Annotated in this window: 19 protein-coding genes; 12 read left to right on the top strand and 7 right to left on the bottom strand. The window is 55.4% G+C overall.

Annotated elements, in window-relative coordinates; all coding sequences use genetic code 11:
* Positions 1-9 precede the first annotated feature (9 nt).
* From ptsP to nfi, 3 genes are all read left to right on the top strand, one after another.
* The gene (ptsP, locus tag ACTRXA_RS01170) at positions 10-1,782 is read left to right on the top strand and encodes a phosphoenolpyruvate--protein phosphotransferase (RefSeq protein WP_442425375.1); all 1,773 of its coding nucleotides are present in this window, start codon (positions 10-12) and stop codon (positions 1,780-1,782) included.
* A gap of 91 nt (positions 1,783-1,873) precedes the next feature.
* Complete coding sequence (metK, locus tag ACTRXA_RS01165; protein ID WP_442425374.1) at positions 1,874-3,034, top strand: methionine adenosyltransferase; 1,161 nt, start codon at positions 1,874-1,876, stop codon at positions 3,032-3,034.
* 122 nt (positions 3,035-3,156) lie between these two features.
* Positions 3,157-3,861 (top strand): deoxyribonuclease V, encoded by a 705-nt coding sequence (nfi, locus tag ACTRXA_RS01160; protein WP_442425373.1) that lies wholly within the window; start codon positions 3,157-3,159, stop codon positions 3,859-3,861.
* On the opposite strand, the gene ACTRXA_RS01155 is transcribed toward nfi, so the two are convergent.
* Positions 3,834-4,580: a class I SAM-dependent methyltransferase gene (locus ACTRXA_RS01155; protein WP_442425372.1), complete on the bottom strand. Its 747-nt coding sequence runs from the start codon at positions 4,578-4,580 to the stop codon at positions 3,834-3,836. The genes nfi and ACTRXA_RS01155 overlap by 28 nt on opposite strands.
* A gap of 74 nt (positions 4,581-4,654) precedes the next feature.
* On the opposite strand from ACTRXA_RS01155, the gene ACTRXA_RS01150 reads away from it, so the two are divergent.
* Positions 4,655-5,083: a hypothetical protein gene (locus ACTRXA_RS01150; RefSeq protein WP_442425371.1), complete on the top strand. Its 429-nt coding sequence runs from the start codon at positions 4,655-4,657 to the stop codon at positions 5,081-5,083.
* Positions 5,084-5,113: 30 nt separating this feature from the next.
* On the opposite strand, the gene ACTRXA_RS01145 is transcribed toward ACTRXA_RS01150, so the two are convergent.
* Genes ACTRXA_RS01145 through ispG form a run of 3 tightly spaced genes read right to left on the bottom strand, consistent with a single transcriptional unit; the run spans position 5,114 to position 8,153 of the window.
* Positions 5,114-5,530 (bottom strand): Rieske (2Fe-2S) protein, encoded by a 417-nt coding sequence (locus ACTRXA_RS01145; RefSeq protein ID WP_442425370.1) that lies wholly within the window; start codon positions 5,528-5,530, stop codon positions 5,114-5,116.
* Positions 5,531-5,577: 47 nt separating this feature from the next.
* Positions 5,578-6,966 (bottom strand): trigger factor, encoded by a 1,389-nt coding sequence (gene tig / locus ACTRXA_RS01140; protein ID WP_442425369.1) that lies wholly within the window; start codon positions 6,964-6,966, stop codon positions 5,578-5,580.
* A gap of 23 nt (positions 6,967-6,989) precedes the next feature.
* Positions 6,990-8,153 (bottom strand): (E)-4-hydroxy-3-methylbut-2-enyl-diphosphate synthase, encoded by a 1,164-nt coding sequence (ispG, locus tag ACTRXA_RS01135; RefSeq protein WP_442425368.1) that lies wholly within the window; start codon positions 8,151-8,153, stop codon positions 6,990-6,992.
* Between the two features lie 253 nt (positions 8,154-8,406).
* Between ispG and ACTRXA_RS01130 the strand changes: the two genes are divergently transcribed.
* The 5 genes from ACTRXA_RS01130 (at position 8,407) to ACTRXA_RS01110 (ending at position 16,319) form a co-directional block, all read left to right on the top strand.
* Positions 8,407-10,248, top strand: a complete 1,842-nt coding sequence (locus tag ACTRXA_RS01130) for an extracellular solute-binding protein (protein WP_442425367.1) — start codon at positions 8,407-8,409, stop codon at positions 10,246-10,248.
* 149 nt (positions 10,249-10,397) lie between these two features.
* Positions 10,398-11,537 carry an ABC transporter permease subunit gene (locus ACTRXA_RS01125; protein ID WP_442425366.1) on the top strand — a complete coding sequence of 380 codons (1,140 nt, stop codon included), beginning with the start codon at positions 10,398-10,400 and terminating at the stop codon, positions 11,535-11,537.
* Positions 11,538-11,540: 3 nt separating this feature from the next.
* Positions 11,541-12,986, top strand: a complete 1,446-nt coding sequence (locus ACTRXA_RS01120; RefSeq protein ID WP_442425365.1) for an ABC transporter permease subunit — start codon at positions 11,541-11,543, stop codon at positions 12,984-12,986.
* Positions 12,987-12,993: 7 nt separating this feature from the next.
* On the top strand, positions 12,994-15,003 hold the full coding sequence (locus tag ACTRXA_RS01115; RefSeq protein ID WP_442425364.1) for an ABC transporter ATP-binding protein: 2,010 nt from the start codon (positions 12,994-12,996) through the stop codon (positions 15,001-15,003).
* A 446-nt stretch (positions 15,004-15,449) separates the two neighbouring features.
* Positions 15,450-16,319, top strand: coding sequence for a proline dehydrogenase family protein (locus tag ACTRXA_RS01110; RefSeq protein WP_442425363.1), 870 nt, complete (start codon positions 15,450-15,452; stop codon positions 16,317-16,319).
* Positions 16,320-16,322: 3 nt separating this feature from the next.
* Here the strand turns inward: ACTRXA_RS01110 and lipA are convergent, their stop codons facing one another.
* On the bottom strand, positions 16,323-17,174 hold the full coding sequence (gene lipA / locus ACTRXA_RS01105) for a lipoyl synthase (RefSeq protein WP_442425362.1): 852 nt from the start codon (positions 17,172-17,174) through the stop codon (positions 16,323-16,325).
* 150 nt (positions 17,175-17,324) lie between these two features.
* Between lipA and lptF the strand changes: the two genes are divergently transcribed.
* The 3 genes from lptF (at position 17,325) to ACTRXA_RS01090 (ending at position 20,236) form a co-directional block, all read left to right on the top strand.
* The gene (lptF, locus tag ACTRXA_RS01100; protein ID WP_442425361.1) at positions 17,325-18,539 is read left to right on the top strand and encodes an LPS export ABC transporter permease LptF; all 1,215 of its coding nucleotides are present in this window, start codon (positions 17,325-17,327) and stop codon (positions 18,537-18,539) included.
* Between the two features lie 39 nt (positions 18,540-18,578).
* Complete coding sequence (locus ACTRXA_RS01095; RefSeq protein ID WP_442425360.1) at positions 18,579-19,031, top strand: CBS domain-containing protein; 453 nt, start codon at positions 18,579-18,581, stop codon at positions 19,029-19,031.
* Positions 19,032-19,126: 95 nt separating this feature from the next.
* Positions 19,127-20,236 (top strand): Tll0287-like domain-containing protein, encoded by a 1,110-nt coding sequence (locus tag ACTRXA_RS01090; RefSeq protein ID WP_442425359.1) that lies wholly within the window; start codon positions 19,127-19,129, stop codon positions 20,234-20,236.
* Here the strand turns inward: ACTRXA_RS01090 and ACTRXA_RS01085 are convergent.
* The gene (locus ACTRXA_RS01085; protein ID WP_442425358.1) at positions 20,227-21,858 is read right to left on the bottom strand and encodes a CTP synthase; all 1,632 of its coding nucleotides are present in this window, start codon (positions 21,856-21,858) and stop codon (positions 20,227-20,229) included. The two genes, ACTRXA_RS01090 and ACTRXA_RS01085, sit on opposite strands and share 10 nt — an antisense overlap.
* A complete protein-coding gene (gene kdsB, locus ACTRXA_RS01080; RefSeq protein WP_442425357.1) occupies positions 21,855-22,673 on the bottom strand; it encodes a 3-deoxy-manno-octulosonate cytidylyltransferase in 819 nt (272 codons plus the stop codon). Before kdsB ends, ACTRXA_RS01085 begins: the two co-directional genes overlap by 4 nt.
* Between the last annotated feature and the right edge of the window lie 39 nt (positions 22,674-22,712).

Below are 22,712 nucleotides of genomic sequence, written 5' to 3'. Positions count from 1 at the left end.
AAAGAACTTATGAGCAAATACCCCGGTATCCCGGTTTCAAACGGAGTGTCCATCGGAAAGGCATATTTGCTGGACCGATCCAAAGTCTGCGTGGTCAAGCGCAGTCTCGCCGATAATGAAGTCTCGGCGGAAATCACGCGCCTTCGCGAAGCCATTCAAATGTCCAAGGACCAGCTTCGCGACATCAAACAACGCACGGGTTCGGTAGCTGAAAAATACGCCATCATCCTGGACACCTACACCCTCCTGCTTGAAGACGACCTTCTGGTCAATGAAACCATTGACAACATCAAACAGGACAAAATCAACGCAGAATGGGCCCTGAGCCGCACTCTCGACAAATTCACCAGCCTGTTCAACAACATCAACGACGATTACCTGAAAGGCAAGCGCGACGACCTGGATCTTGTTGTTCATGGCGTTATCAAGAACCTCATCGGCCATCATCAGGAAAGCCTGGTGGACATCGATGAACCCGTGATCATCGTCACACATGCCCTCAGTCCTTCAGACACGATTGTGATGAACCGGGCTTTTATTCTCGGGATGGCGACAGAGGTCGGAGGCAAAACCTCGCATGTCGGGATATTCGCCTCGGCTCTCGGAATACCCGCTGTCGTCGGCGTCCCCAACATCACCGAGTACGTTAACTCCGGAGACATGGTCATTATCGACGGTATCGAGGGCGAGGTGATCGTCAATCCCGATGAAAACACCCTCAACCATTTCAGGACAAAACAAAAAAACTACCTGCGTTACGAAAAGAAACTGCTCGACAACATCACTCTCAAATCGGAGACGATGGACGGAAACCCGGTTCAATTGATGGGCAATATAGAATCGGCGCACGAAGCCAGGGCGGTTCGCAAATACGGCGGCGAAGGCATCGGCCTGTACCGGACCGAGTTCCTGTATCTCGGTGCCAATTCCCTGCCCACGGAAAACGACCTGTACGCCAATTTCAAGAGCGTCGTGCAGGCCATGGAACCCTACACCGTGGTCATTCGTACGCTGGATATCGGTGCGGACAAGCAGTTATACCATCTCGATCACGAAACCGAGGCCAACCCGGCCCTCGGTCTGCGCGGAATCCGTCTTTCCCTCAAAAAGCCGGACGTGTTTATCCGGCAGATCAAAGGGATTCTAAGAGCCAGCCTTTACGGGCGCGTTAAAATCCTATACCCTATGATCACAAGCGTGGATGAAGTGCGGGAGGCCAACCACTGCCTCGAACAGGCAAAAAAAGAATTGAAACGCGCACAAATTCCTTTTGATGAAAAAATCCCCGTAGGGGCAATGATTGAAACACCTTCCGCCGCCCTCACGGTCGATTCGATCCTCGGCGTAGTGGATTTTATCAGTATTGGTACCAATGATCTGATACAATACGTGCTCGCCGTTGATCGGGTAAATGAGAATGTGGCCCATCTGTATCAGCCCTACCATCCCTCGGTCCTTAAAATTCTTCGACAGGTTTTTGAGACCGCTGCAGAAAAAGGCAAGCATGTTGCCATTTGTGGAGAGATGGGCGGCGACCCCATGGCCACATTCCTTCTCCTTGGGTTGGGGACGGTCCATGAATTGAGCATGGAACCCCATTCGATACCCAAGGTGAAAAAAATTCTGAGGAAGGTCACATTGGACGAGGCCCGGAAAATCGCGGACCACGCGTTGAGCCTGTCCACTGCTGAGGAGGTCAACCAGTTTATCACCAACGAAATGCGTACCCGCTTTCCGTCGGATTTCGACCGGGATCTCGCGTTTGGTGAAAAAATATCTTGAAACTCCCCCTCCCCATTAGCTGATTCCATCAGAAATCCGGTACACAGTTGTTTTTAGTTTTGATATGAACCATTGAACATAAGGATTCAATATGAGCATAGGAAATTACCTGTTTACTTCCGAATCGGTGTCCGAGGGACACCCCGACAAAATCTCTGACCAGATTTCCGACGCCATTCTCGACGAATGCCTGAAGGTGGACCCACTGTCACGGGTTGCCTGTGAAACCATGGTGACCACCGGTCTGGTGGTCATCGCTGGAGAAATCACCACCAACGCCCAGCTCGATTTCCAAGCCATCGCCCGCAAAACGATTGAGGAAATCGGTTACAACGATTCCGAGATGGGTTTCGATTATAAATCCTGCGGCGTGCTCGTCACCGTGGACAAGCAGTCCCAGGACATCGCGCAAGGCGTGGACGACGACAAGAAAGAACAGGGTGCGGGCGACCAGGGCATGATGTTCGGTTTCGCCACCAATGAAACACCCGAGCTGATGCCGTCGCCGATTCTGTTTTCGCACAAGCTGGTAAAGAAAATGGCCGAACTTCGCAAAAACGGAAAACTGCCCTACTTGCGCCCGGACAGCAAGTCGCAAGTCTCGGTCCGCTATGATGAATGGAAACCGGTCGGGGTGGAAACCGTTGTCATCTCCACCCAGCACGCACCGAAGGTCAGCAACAAGAAGATCAAGGAAGACCTGATCAAGCACGTGATCAACCCCATCATTCCGGAAAAATTACGTGCCAAGAAAATGAAAATCCACATCAACCCCACCGGCCGCTTTGTGATCGGCGGTCCGCAGGGCGATTGTGGTTTGACCGGACGCAAAATCATTGTCGACACCTACGGCGGTTATTCCCGCCACGGCGGGGGCGCGTTTTCCGGCAAGGACCCGTCGAAGGTTGACCGCTCCGCAGCCTACATGGGCCGTTACATCGCCAAGAACATCGTCGCCGCCAAGCTGGCGGAGCGCTGCGAAGTGCAGTTGGCATATGCTATCGGCGTGGCCGAACCTGTATCCGTGTTTGTCGATGCCTTCGGCACCCACAAGATCGACCTAAATCGCATCGAAAAACTCATCCGTGAACATTTCGATCTGCGCCCGGCGGGCATCATCAAAACGCTGGACTTGAGGAAACCCCGGTTCCGGGCTTCTGCCGCGTACGGTCACTTTGGTCGTACCGAGAAGGAGTTCACCTGGGAAAAGACGGACAAGGCTGCGGCATTGAAAAAAGCCGCACGGCTGTAAAAATTGAGCGCCCCGCCGTTTTGGCGGGGCTTTCTTTTTACACGGTCACTCATTTGCCCTGAATGCCGGTTTCCAGAACAACGGCCGGCGGACCCGTCCCTTTCTATTCCGGATCGCCTCCCATGAAGATCCATTCACTTCACCGCTGGGATGTCACTCCCAAAGAAGCCATCAGCATCCAGAAAGCCCTCGCCCGGCGCATAAACACATCAGCCAATTTGAAACAACGTCCGAAACTCATCGCCGGAGCGGATATCAGCCTGTCGCACTCACGTGGCCCGGCTTACGCTGGCGTGGTGGTGCTGGATGCCAACTCGCTGGAAGTGGTGGCGGAATACACACAGAAGGGGGTGATTGATTTTCCTTACGTGCCGGGCCTCCTGTCATTCCGCGAAGCGCCGCTGTTGCTTAAGGTGTTCGAACAGATCGATCCCCCGCCGGATCTGATCATGCTGGACGGACAGGGCATCGCGCATCCGCGCGGTTTGGGACTGGCCTCGCATCTGGGATTGTTTCTGGATTGCCCGGCGGTGGGTTGTGCCAAAAGTCGCCTGGTCGGGGAACACCGCGAACCCGGAACAAAGAAGGGGTCACACACACCATTGAAAGGAAAAAACGGGGAAACGCTGGGGGCGGTCCTGCGAACACGTGAAAACTGCAAACCCATTTTCGTCTCGGTGGGGCATAAAACCGATCTTGCCTCGGCACTCGAATGGGTTCTCCACGTCTCGCCGCGTTACCGCATCCCGGAGCCGACACGGCTCGCGCACAACCTGGTCAACCGTGTTCGCAAAGAGGGTCAGGGTTTACGCGCCACCAGCAGGTAACCGGAGTCCGCATAAACCGGTTTGATCTCCTCCACGGAAAGGCCCGCCGATTCAACCTCCCGGCGAAAATCGTCTCGATTGTACGCGTGCCACACTCCCGCTTCCAATTGATGCTGGATGTGGCGCAGCCCGAGCAAGAGCGTGAGGGGATAGAACAGAAAGCGTTTCACCCGGTGTTCCAGCAAAGACATCCTTCCTTTCTGCGAACGTACACTGTGCTTGATGATTCGGTGGCCATTGTAGGTCTCGGATGGATTGGAGATGATGGCACGCCCGCCGGTCTTCAAAACCCCGGCAATACGCCGGTACACCTGCATCCGGTCTTCGGCCCGGGCCAGCGTATACACGGAAAAATGGGCGACGACACAGTCGAAGGTTTCCGCTTTCAACGGCCACTCAGCCAGCATGTCCGCCTGATACGTGCGCACGGGAGGAAACGACGGAAGAAGCGATGCCTTCTGCCGGAGCTGTTGCAGGCCGGATGGAAGGATATCGGTACCCACGTATTTCAGGCCCCCATTCCGGTTTGCCCCAAGGTGGTTCACCAGGAGTCCGGAACCGCATCCCAGATCCAGAACGGCCGAACCCTCAACAGGGGCAACTATATCCGCCGCGGCTTTGATGGAATCGTGATAGGCCTGCGGGCAAAGCCCATCGTACAACCGGGTTTTGAACCCGAACTGCCAGTACCCCTTGAACAGGGTTTCAAAAACTTTCATCTGCAACTTGCCGGAAATTTAAGAACTCAATATAATAATGCATTCTGAAAGACCCGTTACACGGAGAACACAAGATGGCGAAAAAACCATTCATCAATAAATACGGATTTGTCGAATACCCGTTTTTGCACGACACGCGAAAAGGGCAGAACTGGTGGTTCTTCAACCTCCTCGAAGACTACCTGAAACGACGCTGCAAACACCGCCTGGGCGACGACTATACCAAAAACGATATGGAAGTGGACATGATGGGCTTCCTGCACGAAACCAAGCTGAAATTTTTCGCGCTGGTCCCGGTGGGCATGGGCATGGAGTTCAAGCTGATCGGCAAGTACCGCTCGGAAGACCTGATGCATCTGGAAGATCCCGTCCCCTTCATCGGCGAGACCTACGGCGGCGGCAAGTTCAAGGTGAATATCTACCACGAAGGCACCTTCGCCGGGACCGAAAACTATAAAACTCACGGCGATCCCAAATGGGTTGAGATCCCTGACGACGACTGACCGGACCGCCCTCCTTCCCCTCCGCCTGGGCTAAAGCGTTTCGTCCGGATTGATCGGTTTCTGGATGGTGGGAATTTTGAATTTCAGGGCTTCGGGCACGGCGTTCTTTTCCTTGCCCACCGCCTTCCTGTCCTCTTCCGCGTCGATGCCGATCCGCACCACGCCCTTGTGCACCCGTACCGGAAACACCGTCGTTTTCAGTTCGGGGTTCTGGGGGCATCCGCCCGTCTCCAGGCTGAACCGCCATTCGTGATTGGGGCAGATGATGACGCCTTCCTCGATCCGTCCTTCTCCCAGCGGCGCACCTTTGTGAGGGCATTTGTTCGACACCGCAAAGTACTTGCCCTTGTAATTAAACAGGGCGATTTCCTGGTCCCGTACTGTAACGATCGCGGATTTCCCCGGCGGCAGGTCGCCGTCCTTCATGACTTTGATATAGAGTTTCATGACTGCCTTTTCAAGTTCCGTCCGCCTTCATGCGGCAGAGCGGGCGGTCATTTCTTTTCTTCTTCCTGTTTGCGTTCGGCGGCACGCTTGCGGGCTTCTTCTTCGCTCAGGTACTCGAACTCGCACTGGGAATAAATGAAGTTCAGCGCTTTCTGTCCCAGAAGGCGGCTGGTGGTCTGGTTCAGGTGCTCCTGATTGCTCATCAGGGTTTTTCGCACCTCTTCCATCGATTTACCCGTCTGCTCGGCCAGCCGCTGGTATTCGGCTTCCAGGTCGGATTGCTTGACGTTCAGCTTTTCCTGTTTGGCAATGGCGTCCAAAATGACGTAACCCTTGGTGTTGTACACCGCGCGTTCGCGCCACTCCTCTTTGGCCCGTTCCTCGTCAAAACCGGAATCCTCCAGACTCATGCCCGACTGTTGAATCTGAAATTTCATTCCGTCGATCATGAACCCCACCTCCTGGTCAACCAGGGATGTCGGGGCTTCCACATCGTGTTCCTTGACCAGGTAATCGAAGATGTCCTGCTTGATGTGCATTTCCTCCAGGTGTTCCTTCTGCGCCTGCAGTCCGGTTTTGATCTTGCGGCGAAAAGACTCCACCGATTCTTCGCCCTGCGCCTGCACAAACTCGTCGGTCAACTCCGGTAGATTGAGCTTTTTTACCTGCTTGATGTGTACGCGGAAAGTGGCCGTATCCGGAAGTTCTTCACCGTCCTTCCCCGGAATCGGCATGCTGATGCGGCGCATCTTTTTATTCCAGTCCGCAGGAAGCTGGACCTTCACGTCGAAAGGATCGTCCTTCTTGTGTCCGATCAACTGATCCTCGAATCCCGCAATCATTTTCTTCTGCCCGACACGCACCTCGTACCCGTTTGCCGTGCCGCCTTCCAGCACCTCGCCATTATGCGTTCCTTCAAAATCCATGACCAGAAAGTCGCCGTACCCGACCTCGTAGTCGTCCGGCATGATTTCCATCGTCCCGAACGGCTCCAACTGCTTGCGTATTTCCGTATCGACTTCCGCGTCGGTGACCTTGAACTCGGTGCGCGGGAACTTGAGGCCCTTGTAGTTTTTGAACTGCAGTTGGGGTTTGACGTCAAGCGTCACGCTGAAGGTGAACGGCTTGTCACGGTCGATAGCCTCAATGTCGGAGTGGTCGATCTCCGGCGGCCCCGCGGGAATGATACCGGACTCGGTGAGCGCCTTGTTGTAGTACTCCTGCATCAGGTCCTGCCACATCTGTGTCATCGCCTGAAGGGGCACCTGCTTCTCCAGGATTTTCTGCGGGATTTTACCGGGACGGAACCCCGGCATGCTGATCTGCTTGTTCAGTTCGCGGTATGCGCCGTCGATCTTCTGGGACACGATGTTCTGCGGCACCTTGATCTTGATCTTGCGGCGAAGGCCTTCCAGTTCTTCCAGTTGGTAATCCATAGTTTGTCTCAGTTCCTCCGGCCTTACGAAATGCTCGGTTCCTTCGCGCCGTAACGGTCCTCAATCAGTTTGTCCAGTTCCTCTTTCAGCTTGCCCAGGATTTCATCGTAGCCGAAAGCGCCCACGGTCTCTGTTTTCTTTTTCAAATTGACGTGCGCCGGGCCGCACCACAGGCCGAGATCGGCGTCGTCGGTTTCGCCCGGACCGTTCACGCGGCACCCCATCACGGCGATGGTGATCTTGTACTTTTCCGCGTATTCCGTCATGCGGCGCACATCCTGAGCCAGATCGACGAACTTGCCGTTCTCCACGCGAGAGCAACTCGGGCAGGCGATGATGTTGAGTCCCTCCAGAAAGTTTTCCGGCACCGAACGGAACCGGCCGTTTTCGATGTCATCCAGAATCGAGCGGCCGACGTCGATCTCCTGCCCCTTGTCGTCGTCGGGCACAGTGAGGGAAACGCGAATGGTGTCGCCAATGCCCGCCGGGATCAACTGTTCGAACGCAATCCGGGTTTTGATGATGCCTTCCGGCGGCATACCGGCCTCGGTCACCCCCAGGTGCAATGGCACGTCCGGCCGCAATTCGGCGAAGCGCTTGTTGCCCTCGATCACCTTGCTGCTGTCGGAATCCTTGAGCGACACGCAGTAGTTTTCGAAGCCCAGCTCGTCCATCATGGCGCAGTGATCCACCGCCGAGCGCACCATGGCCTCGATGCTGTCCTCCGGGTAGCGCGCCTTGTAATCGGGATCGACGGAGCCGCAGTTGACGCCGATGCGGATCGCGAGGTCGTGCTCGCGCGCAGCATTGACAATGAACTCCACTTTTTCCTTAATGGTTTTGTCTTTGTCCAGGTGCCACAGGTGGCCGGGATTGTAACGGATCTTGTTGACGTAGGGCGCCACGATGGGAGCCAGCCGGTAGTTTTCCTGCAGGTCCACGGAAAAGATCGCCTTCGATCCCTTGCGCAGAATTTTCAGCGCTTCCACGTCTTCCTTGCTGTCCACGGCGATGCGGATAATGTCCGCGCCGGCTTTTTCGAGGATTTCGATTTGACGGCCCGTCGCTTGCAGGTCCTGTGTGCGGGTGGCGGTCATGCTCTGCACGGCAATGGGAGAGTCGCCGCCCAGGGTCAGGGTACCGACTTTAATTTTACGGGTGGTTCGAGGTTTTATGTTTGCACTCACTGAGTGGATTCTCTTTCATTAGAATGGGTTAGACAGGTAAATTCCAACCAAGATAGCAAAAACGGCCCGGCTTCTCAACGAATTCCTTCGCCGGAACCCCCAGTCGATCCGGACTTCCGAAGGGTCCTCTTGGCAACGCTTGCTTTATCCATTATAGTGAACACCCATGAGTCCAGACCAGCCCAATCCAACCCTTCCCCGCCCGAAAAAAGCCGTCCTAAGGTGCCCTCATTTTACCGGTTTTTTACTGGTTTTGGCCGCCTTGCTGGCCTTGCCCGGCCAGTCGCTGGCGGAAGCCCTGCACGGGCTGTCGTTGTACGGTCCTGAGGGGTTGAAATACAAGGCTGACCAGCCCTACGACCACGCCCGCATCCATGCGCCCAAGGGAGGTCACCTGATTCTGAGCGACGAGGGGGCTTTCACCAAGCTCAACCCGGCTTCACTGAAAGGCGTTCCCGCTCCCGGGGTCAATCTCGTTTTCCAGACCCCGATGGACAGCTCGAACGATGACGACGAGCCCTTTTCCCAGTACGGGGGCCTGGTGGAAAAGGTCGAACTGGCCGACGACCGCATGTCGATGATCTACCACATCCATAAAAAGGCCGCCTTCTCCGACGGCCATCCTGTGACCGCGGACGATTTCGTATTTTCATTCGAGCTCATCAAGGACCCGCAATACCACCCGTTCTACAAGCAGTATTTCCATGACATTGAAAAGGTGGAAAAGCTGGACACACACCGGGTCAAATACACCTTCGCCATTTTCAACCAGGAACTGCCGCTCATCACCGGGCAGATGCTGATCTTCCCAAAACACATTTACGGCAAAGCGGGCAAGAAATTTGGCGAGGACTTCGACGAAATTGCCGTGGGAACCGGTCCTTACGTGGTGGAGAAATACGAGTACGGCAAATTCATCACTTTCAAACGCAATCCCGACTGGTGGGCGAAGGACCTGCCCAAAAACCGTGGACGTTATAATTTCGACCGCATCACGTGGAAAATCTATCTCGATCCGGTGGCCATGCGTGAGGCCTTCAAGGGCGGAGAGTTCGATGCGCACCTGATTTCCAGTTCGCGCGACTGGGCACTGGACTACCAGGGCGATTTCGTGAAAAAGGGATACTACCTTCGCGAGATGGTGCCGCACAAGCGGGTGGCGGGCATGCAGGGATTCGTCATGAACATGCGCAACGATATATTTAAATCGCGCCGTGTGCGTGCCGCCATCGCCATGGTGTACGATTTCGACTGGGCCAACAAGAACCTGTTTTACGGCCAGTACACGAGGAACGACTGCTACTTCGACAACAACCCGGAAATGAAAGCCGACGGCCTGCCCAAAGGCCGGGTACTGGAATTGCTGCTGAAATTGAGAAAAAAACACGGAGCGGAGCACGTTCCCAAAACCGTGTTCACCAAACCCGTCGGCGCCCCGGGACAGGGAATCCCCTTTGAGAAAAACGTGGCGCTCGCCAATAAACTTCTCGATGCCGAGGGCTGGAAACTCGGGCCCGGCGGGGTGCGCATGAAAGACGGAAAGGCCCTCCGCTGGACGCTTCACCTCGCCAGCCCGGGATTCGAACGCATCGTCGAGCCTTACAAAAACAACCTGAAAAAAATCGGCGCCGACATGTCGTTCAAGGTGGTTCAGGTGGCACAATACGAGGAAATCCTGCGCGACTTCAAATTCGACATGATCGTCATGGGCTACGCGCAGAGCCGCTCGCCGGGCAACGAGCAGCGCAGTATGTGGAGCAGTGAGGCGGCGGACATTCCCGGGACGCGCAACTTCGCGGGCATCAAGAACCCCGCCATCGACGAGTTGATCGACCTCATCGTCGAGGCCAAAACCCGGAAACAACTCGTGGACCATGTGCAGGCCCTCGACCGTGTCCTAGTTCATCAATTTTACCTGGTCCACCACTGGTACATCGGCGCCGACCGCTTTGTGTACTGGAACAAATACTCCCGCCCGAAGAAAAACCCATCGCAGGCATCCATCCTGAATAACATGATCGAATGGTGGTGGTGGGACGAGTCGAAAGCGGAAAAACTGAAAGCCGCCCGAAAGGCGGGCATTCCGGTCAACTGACTCCCTTCCCTCCAGCTTCGATAAATAGCGCACCAATCCGCGTTGTTCCCTCCATCCGGGCTTGATATACTTTTCACAGTCCCGCAACTCCAGAAAAGGCTTGCGGGCCATCCGTAACGAGTCCCGATTCCCAACCGGCCTGACCCTATATGTTCAGTTACATCATCCGTCGCCTTCTTCTGATGTTCCCCACCCTGGTGGGCATTGTCACCATCTCATTTATCGTTGTGCAGTTCGTGCCGGGCGGGCCCATAGACCAGGTCAAATCCCTTCTGCGCGGCCACGCCGGGGTGCTTGGGGAGGCGGGAGGAGCGGCGCTGGACAACCGCAGTCTCAAGGCGCAGGAGCTCGATCCGCGCCACATGGAGCAGCTCAAGAAAATATATCATCTCGACCGGCCGTTATGGGAACGCTATCTCCGCACGTTCATCTGGTACGATCCCGAAAACCCTGAAGCGCCATTCACCGACCGGTTCTTCACCCGCGCCAACTGGGACGGATTTCTGGTTTTCCAGTTCGGCGACTCGTTTTACCGCAACAAGTCGGTGCTGGAACTCATCAAGGAAAAACTTCCAGTATCTGCATCGCTGGGCGTCATCAGCTTCTTTGTCAGCTACATCGTTTGCATCATGCTGGGGATCGCCAAGGCGGTGAAAAACGGCCAGGCGTTTGATACATGGACCAGCCTGGTGGTGCTGATCGGTTACAGCACGCCCGGTTTCGTACTGGGTATTTTCCTCATCGTGTTCTTCGGGCCGGGTGACAGCGCCATCATGCATCTCATTCCGTCCGGAAAACTGACGTCCTCCGATGTGCCGGGTTATGCCGACTGGAGTTTCTGGGAGAAGCTGATCGATTACCTGCACCACCTGGCCGCGCCGCTGTTGTGCTTCATGGTGGGCAGTTTCGCCACACTCACCATCCTGACCAAAAACTCGATCATTGAGGAGATGCGTAAGCAATACGTCATCACCGCCCGCGCCAAGGGATGCACCGAACAGCGCGTGCTGTACAAACACATCCTGAAAAACGCATTGATCCCGCTCATCACCGGGTTTCCCATCGGCTTCCTCGCCATGTTTTTTACCGGTTCGCTGTTGATCGAGCAGATATTCACGCTCGACGGCCTGGGCCGGCTTTCTTATGAGGCGGTCATCCAGCGCGACTACCCCATCGTATTGGGCACGCTGTTCATCTTTTCCCTGCTGGCGCTGGTGGGTCAATTGCTGACCGACATCTCGTACGTCATCATCGACCGCCGCATCACGTTTGAAGACACGCAAGGCTGAGGCATGATCCGCATCAACAAAGACCTGCAAACCAAACTGCGCAAATTTCGAAACGACAAGCGCGCTTATTACAGCATGCTGGTCTTGCTGGTTGCGTTTCTCATCACCCTGCCCGCGGAACTGTTGTGCAATGTTCGGCCGATCCTTTTGGTGGTGGATGGCAAACCGCATTTTCCGATTTTCATCACGTACACGGAACAGGATTTCAGTGGTACGCGTCCGGTGGAACCGGACTACAAATCGGAAGCGTTCATGAACTGGCTGAGAGGCGAGGTCCCATCTGAACCGGAAGCGATGTCACAATCAAAACCTTCCACGCAATTGATGGAGCGGGACACACAGGGACTGGCCCTGTCGATGGACGATTTTCAGGAACAGGAGTTCGATCCGGAACTGTTCCGCACGCTCAGCGAAATCCGCGGGGAGGACAGTGGAATGGGATTGGGTCTCGACGACTTTGAGGAAGACGCGGGGACCGGGCTGGGTCTGGATGATTTTGAAGAAGAGTCGGGCGGATCGTTGAGCCTCGATCTCGGCGACTTTGAAGAAGACAACGCGGCCTCGCCTCCTGTTTCGCAATCGGAGCCCAAACCCGAAACAACACAAAGCACCCTGCCGCCATCCCGTAAACCACACAGCGTGTGGGCCATCTGGCCTCCGGTGCGCTATGACTACAAGTACATTCCGACGGAAAGCCGGACCGGGCGCGTGGCGCTGGCCGCGCCGTACGAGGTGCAGTCCGCCGACGGCTCCCGCACCCTGGCCTCATCCTGGGAAGACGGGCATTATCTTGGAACGGACGACCGCGGACGCGATGTGCTGGCGCGGCTCATCTACGGATTCCGCATCTCCATGATATTCGGCCTGTCGCTCGCAGTGACCGGCACCATCATCGGTTGTCTTCTGGGCGGTGTTCAGGGATTCTTCGGCGGCTGGATCGATCTCATCGGCCAGCGCATGACGGAAATCTGGGGGTCCATCCCGCGCCTCTACATCCTCATCATCCTGAGCGCGTTTCTGGTCCCGAACACGTTACTGCTGTTCGTCATACTCAATCTCACCGCGTGGATGGGCATCGCCGCCTACATCCGCGCCGAATTCCTGAAAGGACGCAACCTGGAATACGTGAAAGCCGCGCGCGCCCTGGGTGTGTCGAATCCGTCCATCATGCGCCGGCACATCCTGCCCAACTCACTGACTCCGGTGATCACGTTTTTTCCTTTTGAAGTGACGGCAGGCATCCTGGCACTGGTGAGCCTCGATTACCTGAACCTGGGCGTGCCCAGCCCCGCCCCCAGCATCGGTGAACTGCTGGCGCAGGGGAAAAACAACCTGCAGGCTATCTGGATCCTGCTCCCGACGTTTCTCCTGCTCACCACCACGCTCACCCTGTTGACGTTTGTCGGCGACGGCATCCGCAACGCCTTCGACCCGAGAAAGGCGGAATGACCCTCCCATGATGCTCGAAGTCAAAGACCTGAAAACTTATTTCCGCGTGGTCAACGGCCAGGTGGCGAAAGCGGTGGACGGCATCAGCTTCGGTCTGGAGCGCGGCAAAACCCTCGCTCTGGTCGGGGAATCGGGTTGCGGCAAAAGCCAGACCGCATTTTCCATCATGCGCCTCATTGCCGAAAACGGGTTCCATCCCGGCGGCCATATCTATCTCGATCGTCGTGAACTCACCCAACTCGACGAGGAAACCATGCGCGGCATCCGCGGCAACGACATCGGAATGATCTTCCAGGAACCGATGACGTCGCTCAATCCGCTCTACCGCATCAGCAACCAACTGGAGGAAGCCCTGCGCATCCACCGTGAAATGCAGAAAGGCGACGCGCGCCGACGGTCCATCGAACTCCTTGAGCAGGTGGGCATCCCCGACCCGGAGAAACGCATCGACGACTATCCGCACCAACTCTCCGGCGGCATGAAGCAGAGGGTGATGATCGCCATGGCCCTCGCCTGTGAACCGAAACTGCTTATCGCCGACGAGCCGACGACGGCGCTCGACGTCACCATCCAGGCGCAGGTGCTGAAACTGATGGCCGATCTGCAAAAGAAGATGGGCATGGCCATCCTGCTCATCACCCACGACATGGGCATCGTCAACCAGATGGCCGATGATATCTGCATCATGTATGCCGGGCGCATCGTTGAGCACGGAACACGCGAACAGGTTTTTTCGAACATGTCGCATCCGTACACGCGGCGGTTGTTCGACTCGATTCCCAAGGCAGGCGACCAGCCTTATCTATTGAACACCATTCCCGGTATGGTGCCCCCCGCCACCGAATACGGCGAGGGCTGCCTGTTCGCCGACCGTTGCTCGTTCGTCATGGACGTCTGCCGCCGCGTGGACAGCCCGATTTACACCCTCGAACGCGGCCACACGGTGCGTTGCCACCTGTTCGAATCGAAAATCGGCACCGCCGTGGAAGAAGACAAGGCCCGCATCCCGGCACCACCAAAACCCATCACCCCGGAAACACTGGTATCCATCAAAGCACTCAAGACCTGGTTTCCCGTGCGCAAGGGCGTGTTCCGCACAGTGTCGGCGCATGTGAAGGCGGTGGACCATGTCGATCTCGACATCCAGCGCGGTTCGACCGTGGCACTGGTTGGTGAGTCCGGGTGCGGCAAGACGACGCTGGGCGAATCGATCCTGCGTCTCAACCGCGAAGTTCGGGGTACGGTGCGGTTTCGTGAACAGGACCTGATGGCGCTCTCCAATCCGGACATGAAAAAAATGAGAAAGTCCCTGCAGGTTATTTTTCAGGACCCGTTCGGGTCTCTCTCGCCGCGCATGCGCATTGAAGACATCGTTGGAGAGGGGTTGGAAGTGCACTTCCCTCACCTGACCGAGCAGGAACGGAAGGATCGTATTGCCAAGGTGCTGAAGGAAGTGGGGCTCGGGGCATCGGCCATGGAACGGTACCCGCACGAATTTTCCGGCGGCCAGAGGCAACGCATCAGCATCGCGCGCAGTCTCATACTGGAACCCGAGTTCCTCGTTCTGGATGAACCGACGAGCGCGCTCGATGTTTCGGTTCAGGCGCAGGTGTTGAACCTGTTAAGGGAGTTGCAGGCAACGCACAAACTGACTTACCTGTTCATCACCCACAACTTGAGCGTGGTGCAGTATATGGCGGACGTGGTGGCGATCATGTACCTCGGGCGGATCGTGGAATACGCCCCGGCCAAAGATCTTTTCGACAACCCGCTCCATCCCTACACGCAGACTTTGCTGAAAGCGGTGCCGACGCTGGGCGAGCGCAAGCCATTTGAAGCGGTGGTGGGAGATGTGCCCTCGCCGCTCAACCCGCCGCAGGGCTGTCATTTCCATCCACGCTGTCCGATTTTCCGGAGCGAACCCGAGGGATCGCCTCTGCGCAAAAAATGTCTGGAACAGTACCCGGAACAGAAGGTCAAAGGCAACGCGTATGCCGCGTGTCACGCTGTGGGGTGAAAGCTGGAGATGAGGTTGGGGCCGGGGTGAAGGCATCCCGGAAGGGAAAACGGATTCAGGCGTTGTTGGCTTTGTTTTTTTCGGAGATGTAGTAAAACAGACAGCCCAGTACGGCCACGCCGACCAGACCCCATACCAGCAGGCAATTGAGGGAGTCCACCACCATGATTCGGTCCTCGCAAAAGGTAGAAAGAGTTACGCGTTCCCGGCGATAAACCAGGTCCAAAAAGGATTAAAAATACATTTTTCCGGAACTTCCCGCAAGCCTTTTTTGTGCTCTCAGAGGTTTCAACCCCTTTTGTCGAAAGCATTTGGCTGGTTTGGACCTTTGAATTTGGGTTTGCCCATCCCACCCCCCTGCAAAACCAGTACTTGAAATCCCCTGCCGTTTCTGGCGAATCTAAATAGTGAGGGCATCCACCATCTCCTTTTCAGGGAGGCAGCTCATGCGCATTCTCTATCCATTCGCCAGGCGGTTCATTGCCGGGGAAGACCTCGCCACCGCTCTCAGGAACATTTGCAGGCTCAACGAGGACGGGTACCTTTGTACCATCGACGTGCTGGGGGAAGACACCCACAGTCCCGAACAGGCAGCCAATGCCCGGGACGAATACATCACGCTCCTGCGAGCCATCGAGACCCACCCCACCCCGCAGGACCTGTCGGTGAAACTGAGCCAGATGGGTCTCGCCTTCGACTACGATCTGTGCAAGCAGAATGTAGAAGCGGTGATCGATGCCTCGGGCCAGAACACGGTGCGCTTCGACATGGAAGGTTCCAACCTGACGCAGGGAATCATTGACATGTGTCTGGACCTGCACGAAACGCATCCCAGCCTGGGTATCGTCGTGCAGGCCTATCTGCACCGTACGGAGAAAGACGTCGCCACCATGGTCGACAAACAGATCTCCGTCCGTCTGTGCAAGGGGGCTTACAAGGAACCGGAAGACATCGCCTACCAGGACATGCAGGACATCCGGGCGAATTTCCTGAAGCTTGCGTGTGTATTGTTGAAAGAGGGGTACCTGCCCGCCATCGCCACCCACGACGAAACGCTGATCCGGGAAGTGCTGAAATTCATCAAAAAGGAAAACATCCAGCCGGAGCAATTTTACTTTGAGTTGCTTTACGGGGTACGGCGGGACCTGCAACAGCACCTGCTTGATCTCGGTTACCGGGTGCGGATTTACGTGCCGTACGGGAGTGCGTGGCTGCCTTACACCCTCAGGCGGCTGGCTGAGCGGAAGGAGAACATCCTGTTCGTGGTCAAAAGCCTGGTGCGCGAAACGCTGGGGTTGGGCAAGCTGGGAAAGTAGGAATCAGACCAAGCCCAAGACGCCGGCCTGACGATCGGCCTCGTATGAACTCCGCACCAGCGGACCGCTCTCCACGTGGTCAAATCCCATGTCCTCGCCAATCCGTTTGTATTCCGCAAACCGGTCGGGATGGATGAACTCCTTGACTTCCAGATGATCTCGCGTCGGCCGCAGGTACTGGCCGAGGGTGAGGATCTGGCAACCCGCATGGAGAAGGTCTTTCATCGTTTGAACGATCTCATCGTGCGTCTCCCCCATTCCCAGCATGAGGCTGCTCTTGGCGATCAGGCCGGAACGCCGCGCCACGGACAGCGTGTCGAGCGACCACTCGTAGCGGCACTGCGGCCGCACCATTTTCTGCAGGGATGCCACGGTTTCGAGGTTGTGCGCGAGAACATCGGGCGTTGCGTCGCATACGGTTTGAATGGCGCTTTTGTCGCCCTGAAAATCCGGAATCAGCGCCTCGATCTTGAGTTCCGGACAATGTTTTCGTACTTGCCGGATGGTTTCCGCCCACAATGCCGAACCCCCGTCTTTCAGGTCGTCCCGGTCCACGGACGTGATCACAACATAACGCAGGTTGAGTTTCGACAGCATGAGAGCGACTTCTTCCGGCTCTTCCATACGTGGTGGTTGCAGGTGGCCGGTGTCCACATCGCAGAAACGGCAGGCGCGGGTGCAGGTGTTGCCAAGAATCATGATGGTCAGCGTGCCGCGGTCCCAGCACTTGCCGATATTCGGGCAGGAAGCGGACTCGCACACGGTGTGCAGACCGTGTTGCCGCACCAGCGATTTGAGGTGGAAGAATTTCGGATTTTTGGGCAGCGGCGTTTTCAGCCAGTCCGGGAGGCGCATAAACTAAATTAATTCAAAAAGTTCGGATGTGTTTTTGGTTCACGGGAAAGGAATCGATAGTATAATCGAAATTCAGTGGGGTCCACGGACAGGATCCAAGCCCACTTCGTCCACAAAGCTTTCCATTTAATTCCGATTCTACCAGCAAACATGAAAATCATCCACCGCTACATTTTTACCGAGATGCTCAAAATCTTTGTTATCAGCACACTGGCGTTGACCATGGTGCTGTTTATGGACAAGGTCTTGTTCATCACCGATCTCGTGTTCAACCGCGGAGTGACTCTGCCGGAAGTGGTGCGGATGATTTTTTATATCACACCGGGGTTTCTGGGACTGACCATTCCCATCAGCGTGCTGGTGGCGGCCATCGTGGTGTTCAACCAATTGTCCACGGACAATGAGTATGTGGTGATGAAAGCATCCGGCTGGAGCTTTCTTTACCTGCTTCGTCCTGTCTTTTATTTTTCCCTTGCTGCCTACATCATCACCAACCTCAACATGTTTTATTTTCTGCCGTGGGGTGGCCAGCAGTTTCAGAAGATGGTGTACGACATCGTCCGCACCCGTGCCAATATCGATATCAAGCCCAACGTGTTCAACAAGGACTTTGAGGGCCTCACCGTATTCGTGAATGACAAGGAAGGCAGTCACGAGCTGCGAGGTATTTTCATTTCTCACAATGCAGCCGAAAACGACGCCAAAATCATCCTCGCTGACGAGGGAACCATCGTTTCCGACCCGAAAAACTACCGCATCCACCTGCAACTTCGAAACGGTTCCATTCACGACGCCAATAAACCCGGTACACGGTACCAGATTATCAAATTCCAGCGCTATGACCTGAACCTGGACCTGCCCACCGCGGGCAAAATGCGGGAGAGCGGGATTTTCAAGCACAAGGACAAATCCGTGGCCGACCTGTGGCAATTGATCCAGGAAAAGCAAAAAGCGGGGCAACCCACACAGTTTGAAGAAGTGGAGCTGAGTAAAAAATTTTCGATCCCCTTCACCTGCCTCCTGTTCGGTTTGATCGGCGGTCCCTTGGGCATCAAATCCAGCCGGTCCGGCAAGTCCGGCGGATTCGTCGTTGCAGTGGCGATCATCCTGATTTATTACGTCGGTCTCATATCCGGTCAAAACCTTGGAAAGGGTGGTGAAATCCCTGCACTCCTTTCCGTCTGGATACCCAACATCGTTTTATTTTTCTTCACAACGTATGTATTATATAAAGTGCATAGAGAAATTCCGTTCACACTGGTGGACCGGGTAAACGATGCCTACCTGACGTTGCTGGATGCATTCAGGCGACTGAAACCGGGAACGTCCGAAGCCGAATCCCGCCACACCAAACCAAACCTGTGAACGCGGATACGATGTTTTTCCGTTGACCGGAGGTGGAAAATGCTGAAAGCCCGCGACGTCATGACCAGCAAGGTGGTGACCGTAAAAAAAGACCTGACCCTCCGCGAACTGTCCAACCTGTTTCTCGCACACCGGGTCAACGGATTTCCGGTGGTGGACGACGACGGCACTTTGATCGGTGTGGTCACCGAAAAAGACCTCATCGAACAGAACAAAAACCTTCACATACCCACCGTCATCGCCCTGTTCGACGCAGTCATCTACCTGGAAAGTGATGAAAAGTTTGAAAAAGAGGTCAAGCGATTCACCGGCACCCGGGTGGAAGATATATTTCAGCAGGATGTACTTACCGTGGAGCCCGATACGGATATGAATGAAGTGGCCACCCTAATGGCCAACCACGACATCCACACACTCCCCGTTGTCGAGGACGGAAAGCTGGTCGGCGTGATCGGCAAGGTCGACGTGATCAAATGCATGAGTGAATTCTGAACCGCCAAAATTGGTCTTTTCATTCCCCCCGATTCCAGTCATAATTGAGATATAAATTCACGGCAAGTTACCCTGCCTCTTAAGGAGGTGGCTCCATGCGCACGCGGGTACGAATTCTTTCTTTTTTCTTGCTGTTGGGGGTGCTCACTGCCCTTCCACTCCCAAATTCTTCCGCAGTGGTCCTCAAAACGCCTCTTGGCATCTCCCCTGAGAAAGCCGCATATTTCATCCACGGCGTCATTGAGGCAGACCGTACCATTTATTCCCAATACCTGGTGGACCGTTTGAAGGAAACGGTGAATCTGGATTCCACGGAAAACTGGCAAAAAGACAAAACCCTGCCCCTCCCCGCCCAATTTCTTCTGATGGCATCGGAACGGGTGCGTTCCAAAAACGTGGGATTGGATTTCCGTTTGATGAGCCTCTGGCCCATCAATCCCAAAAACAAACCAAGAAACAACCAGGAGAAAAAAGGGTTAGAGGAAGTTTTCAAAAATCCGGACAAGCCATACACCTGGCTCCAGCAAAAAGACAACAAGCTCATTTACAATGCGGTCTATCCGGATAAAGCCGTCGCAAAAAGGTGTGTCAGTTGTCACAACAGTCACCCGAAAAGCTCCAAGCGCGACTTCAAGCTGAACGACGTGATGGGGGGCATCCTGCTGGCCTTTCCAATCGACCAGACACTGGGCGAAAACAACGAAACGATCTATCACGTGCCACCGGAGGTGGTGACCGATTACATCCATGCCATTCTGGAGGCGGACCGCACAGTGTACGCCCGGCACGTGGTGAACCACCTGCAGAAGGAAAATGTGATCTACGCGTCCGAAAACTGGTGGGAGGAAAACACCCTGCTGCTTCCTGCCCAATTCATGCTGAACGCGTCGGATCTCATCCGTAACTTGCGGCTGGGGGTGGATTACAGGTTGATCAGCCTGTGGCCAATCAATCCTCAAAACGGGGCGGCCAACAGATTTGAACGGGCGGGACTCGAATCAGTCGCCTCCTACCCGTTACGGCCCTACATCCGCACCACCCACGTGGGCGAACAAAAGTACTTTCAGGCAGTGTACCCGGACCTGGCGGTGACGCCCTCCTGTGTGGAGTGCCACAATGCCCACCCCCACAGCCCGAAGCATGATTTCAAACTTTATGACGTGATGGGCGGGGTGGTGTTGAGCGTTCCACTGGATCACGATTGACGGGATTTCCGCCGTTTCAGGGCCTGGGCAATAAACTCGTTGAACAGCGGATGCGGTTCGCGCGGGGAGGATTTGAACTCGGGGTGAAACTGACCGGCCAGGAACCATGGGTGATCGTTGAGTTCTATGATCTCCACCAGGTTGCCGTTGGGAGAAATGCCGCTGATGCGCATTCCCGCCTCTTCCAGTTGAAACCGGTATTTGTTGTTGAACTCATAACGGTGGCGGTGACGTTCTGAAATTTCACGCTTGCCGTAAGCTTTGAAGGCAAATGACCCCTTGCGAAGTTGGCAGGGATATTCTCCCAGCCGCATGGTTCCGCCCTTATCACCGTTCAACTCCTGGTCAGGCATGAGGTCAATAATGGGATGAGGGGTTTCAGGAACGAACTCCGCACTGTTCGCATTTTCAAGCCGCGCCACACTGCGTGCAAACTCGACCACCGCCGAATGCATGCCGAGACAGATGCCGAAGTACGGAATTTTGTTTTCACGTGCAAACCGGGCCGACTGCACCTTGCCCTCAAAACCCCGATCCCCGAAACCGCCTGGAACCAGAATGCCGTCGCACTCCCGCAGGTGTTCCCCGCCACCTTCGACTTCCAGGTCTTCAGCCGACACCCATTTCATACGAATGTGCACGCGGTTGCTGACTCCGGCGTGAATTAAGGCTTCGATCAAACTTTTGTACGATTCCTTGAGATCGACGTACTTTCCAACGATGCCAATAATGACTTCCCCTTCCGGCTTCTGAAGGTATTCATTGATCACCTGCCACTCCTTGAGGTCCGGCTCATGCACAGCGAGCCCCAGCTTTTCGAGAACGATCTTATCCAACCCCTCTTTATGAAAATTGAGCGGCACCTGGTAAATGGATTCCGCGTCCATCGCCGGAACCACCGCTTCCACCTCGAGGTTGCAGAACAATGCGATTTTCTTTTTTACATCTTCAGTGAGCTGACGTTCGGTGCGGCACAACAGGATATCCGGCTGAATACCGATTTCCCTCAGTTTCTGCACGCTGTGCTGGGTGGGTTTGGTTTTAAGCTCATCAGCGGTTTTCACATAGGGAAGCAGGGTGAGGTGGACATAGATGACATGGCGCGGACTCTGGTCGAACCGGAACTGGCGAATGGCCTCCAGGAAGGGAAGGCTTTCAATGTCGCCCACCGTACCGCCGATTTCGCAAATCACCACATCCACATCCTCGCTCACCGCGCGGATGCGGCTCTTGATTTCATCGGTGATATGGGGGATCACCTGAACTGTCGTTCCCAGGTATTCGCCGCGCCTTTCTTTCTGGATGACGTCATTGTAAATGCGGCCTGCGGTGACATTATTGAAACGGGTCATGCGGGCGTGGGTGAAGCGTTCGTAGTGACCGAGATCCAGGTCGGTTTCCGCTCCGTCGTGGGTTACGAACACCTCGCCGTGTTGGAACGGGTTCATGGTGCCGGGATCGACATTGATGTAGGGGTCGAGTTTCAGCAGGGTGATGGTGTAACCGCAGCACTCCAGCAGACTGCCGATGCTGGCGGCGGCGATGCCCTTGCCCAGGGAAGACAACACGCCCCCGGTTACAAAAATGTATTTGGTTTTTTTGCCGTTTGTTTTTTTCCTCAAGAGCGTCTCCCCGGTTGCGGTTCCAGTCCATCCTTTTCGTGCACTTTGATCCAGTTTTCCACTTTAACCAAATCCTCCTCGCAATCCACACCCATAGAAACCCGGTCCGTCTCCCCCACCTTTATACAATACCCGTTCTCCAGGATCCGCAATTGTTCCAGCTTCTCACGCTGTTCCAACGGAGTTGGAGTCATTCGTGTGTATTCCAGAAGAAAATCGCGGCGGTAGGCATACAGGCCAATGTGCCGGAACCACGTGCGCTCCGGAACCGGCTGGTCTTTCATCCGGTCAGGGGACGGACTTTGCCAGGTATCCCGAAAATAGGGAACCGGCGAACGGGAAAAATAAAGGGCACGACCCTCGCTGCCAGTCACCACCTTCACCACGTTGGGATCAAACACGTCTTCGTAGTTATCAATGGCTGACATCAAGGTTGCGGCTGCCGCCTGTTTGTCTTTTATTAATATCTGAACCACCTGTTCGATGTCCTCCGGTGGGATGAGGGGCTCATCTCCCTGCACGTTCACCACAACGTCGCAGGAACGCTTTAAAACCACCTCGGCAATGCGATCTGACCCGGAGGGATGATCAACAGAGGTCATGACTGCGTTGCCCCCAAATTCCTCAACCGCCTTGACAATGCGTTCATCGTCGGTGGCCACAATGACATCATTAATGGAGGGAGCCAACCGGGCGCGTTCCACAACCCATTGGATCATGGGACGTCCGGAAAGCGGTGCCAGGGGTTTGCCGGGAAACCGGGTGGAAGCCCAGCGGGCCGGAATGACCGCAACAACTCTCGGCTTCGCTGACATGTGTCCACCCATTTCAAACGAGGATTCCCTGAATACCTT

Origin of the sequence: Nitrospina sp. P1_D6 (assembly GCF_052156615.1) — a bacterium.
Taxonomy (GTDB): Bacteria; Nitrospinota; Nitrospinia; order Nitrospinales; family Nitrospinaceae; genus Nitrospina.
The sequence above is the reverse complement of the archived record's forward strand: the minus strand, read 5'-3'. Positions and strand labels throughout refer to the sequence as shown.

Bases quoted from the DNA above. Each gene is read 5' to 3' on its own strand.
- ptsP (WP_442425375.1), top strand. From the start codon at position 10: ATGAGCAAATACCCCGGTATCCCGGTTTCAAACGGAGTGTCCATCGGA.
- metK (WP_442425374.1), top strand. From the start codon at position 1,874: ATGAGCATAGGAAATTACCTGTTTACTTCCGAATCGGTGTCCGAGGGA.
- nfi (WP_442425373.1), top strand. From the start codon at position 3,157: ATGAAGATCCATTCACTTCACCGCTGGGATGTCACTCCCAAAGAAGCC.
- ACTRXA_RS01155 (WP_442425372.1), bottom strand. From the start codon at position 4,580: ATGAAAGTTTTTGAAACCCTGTTCAAGGGGTACTGGCAGTTCGGGTTC.
- ACTRXA_RS01150 (WP_442425371.1), top strand. From the start codon at position 4,655: ATGGCGAAAAAACCATTCATCAATAAATACGGATTTGTCGAATACCCG.
- ACTRXA_RS01145 (WP_442425370.1), bottom strand. From the start codon at position 5,530: ATGAAACTCTATATCAAAGTCATGAAGGACGGCGACCTGCCGCCGGGG.
- tig (WP_442425369.1), bottom strand. From the start codon at position 6,966: ATGGATTACCAACTGGAAGAACTGGAAGGCCTTCGCCGCAAGATCAAG.
- ACTRXA_RS01125 (WP_442425366.1), top strand. From the start codon at position 10,398: ATGTTCAGTTACATCATCCGTCGCCTTCTTCTGATGTTCCCCACCCTG.
- ACTRXA_RS01120 (WP_442425365.1), top strand. From the start codon at position 11,541: ATGATCCGCATCAACAAAGACCTGCAAACCAAACTGCGCAAATTTCGA.
- ACTRXA_RS01115 (WP_442425364.1), top strand. From the start codon at position 12,994: ATGATGCTCGAAGTCAAAGACCTGAAAACTTATTTCCGCGTGGTCAAC.
- ACTRXA_RS01110 (WP_442425363.1), top strand. From the start codon at position 15,450: ATGCGCATTCTCTATCCATTCGCCAGGCGGTTCATTGCCGGGGAAGAC.
- lipA (WP_442425362.1), bottom strand. From the start codon at position 17,174: ATGCGCCTCCCGGACTGGCTGAAAACGCCGCTGCCCAAAAATCCGAAA.
- lptF (WP_442425361.1), top strand. From the start codon at position 17,325: ATGAAAATCATCCACCGCTACATTTTTACCGAGATGCTCAAAATCTTT.
- ACTRXA_RS01095 (WP_442425360.1), top strand. From the start codon at position 18,579: ATGCTGAAAGCCCGCGACGTCATGACCAGCAAGGTGGTGACCGTAAAA.
- ACTRXA_RS01090 (WP_442425359.1), top strand. From the start codon at position 19,127: ATGCGCACGCGGGTACGAATTCTTTCTTTTTTCTTGCTGTTGGGGGTG.
- kdsB (WP_442425357.1), bottom strand. From the start codon at position 22,673: ATGTCAGCGAAGCCGAGAGTTGTTGCGGTCATTCCGGCCCGCTGGGCT.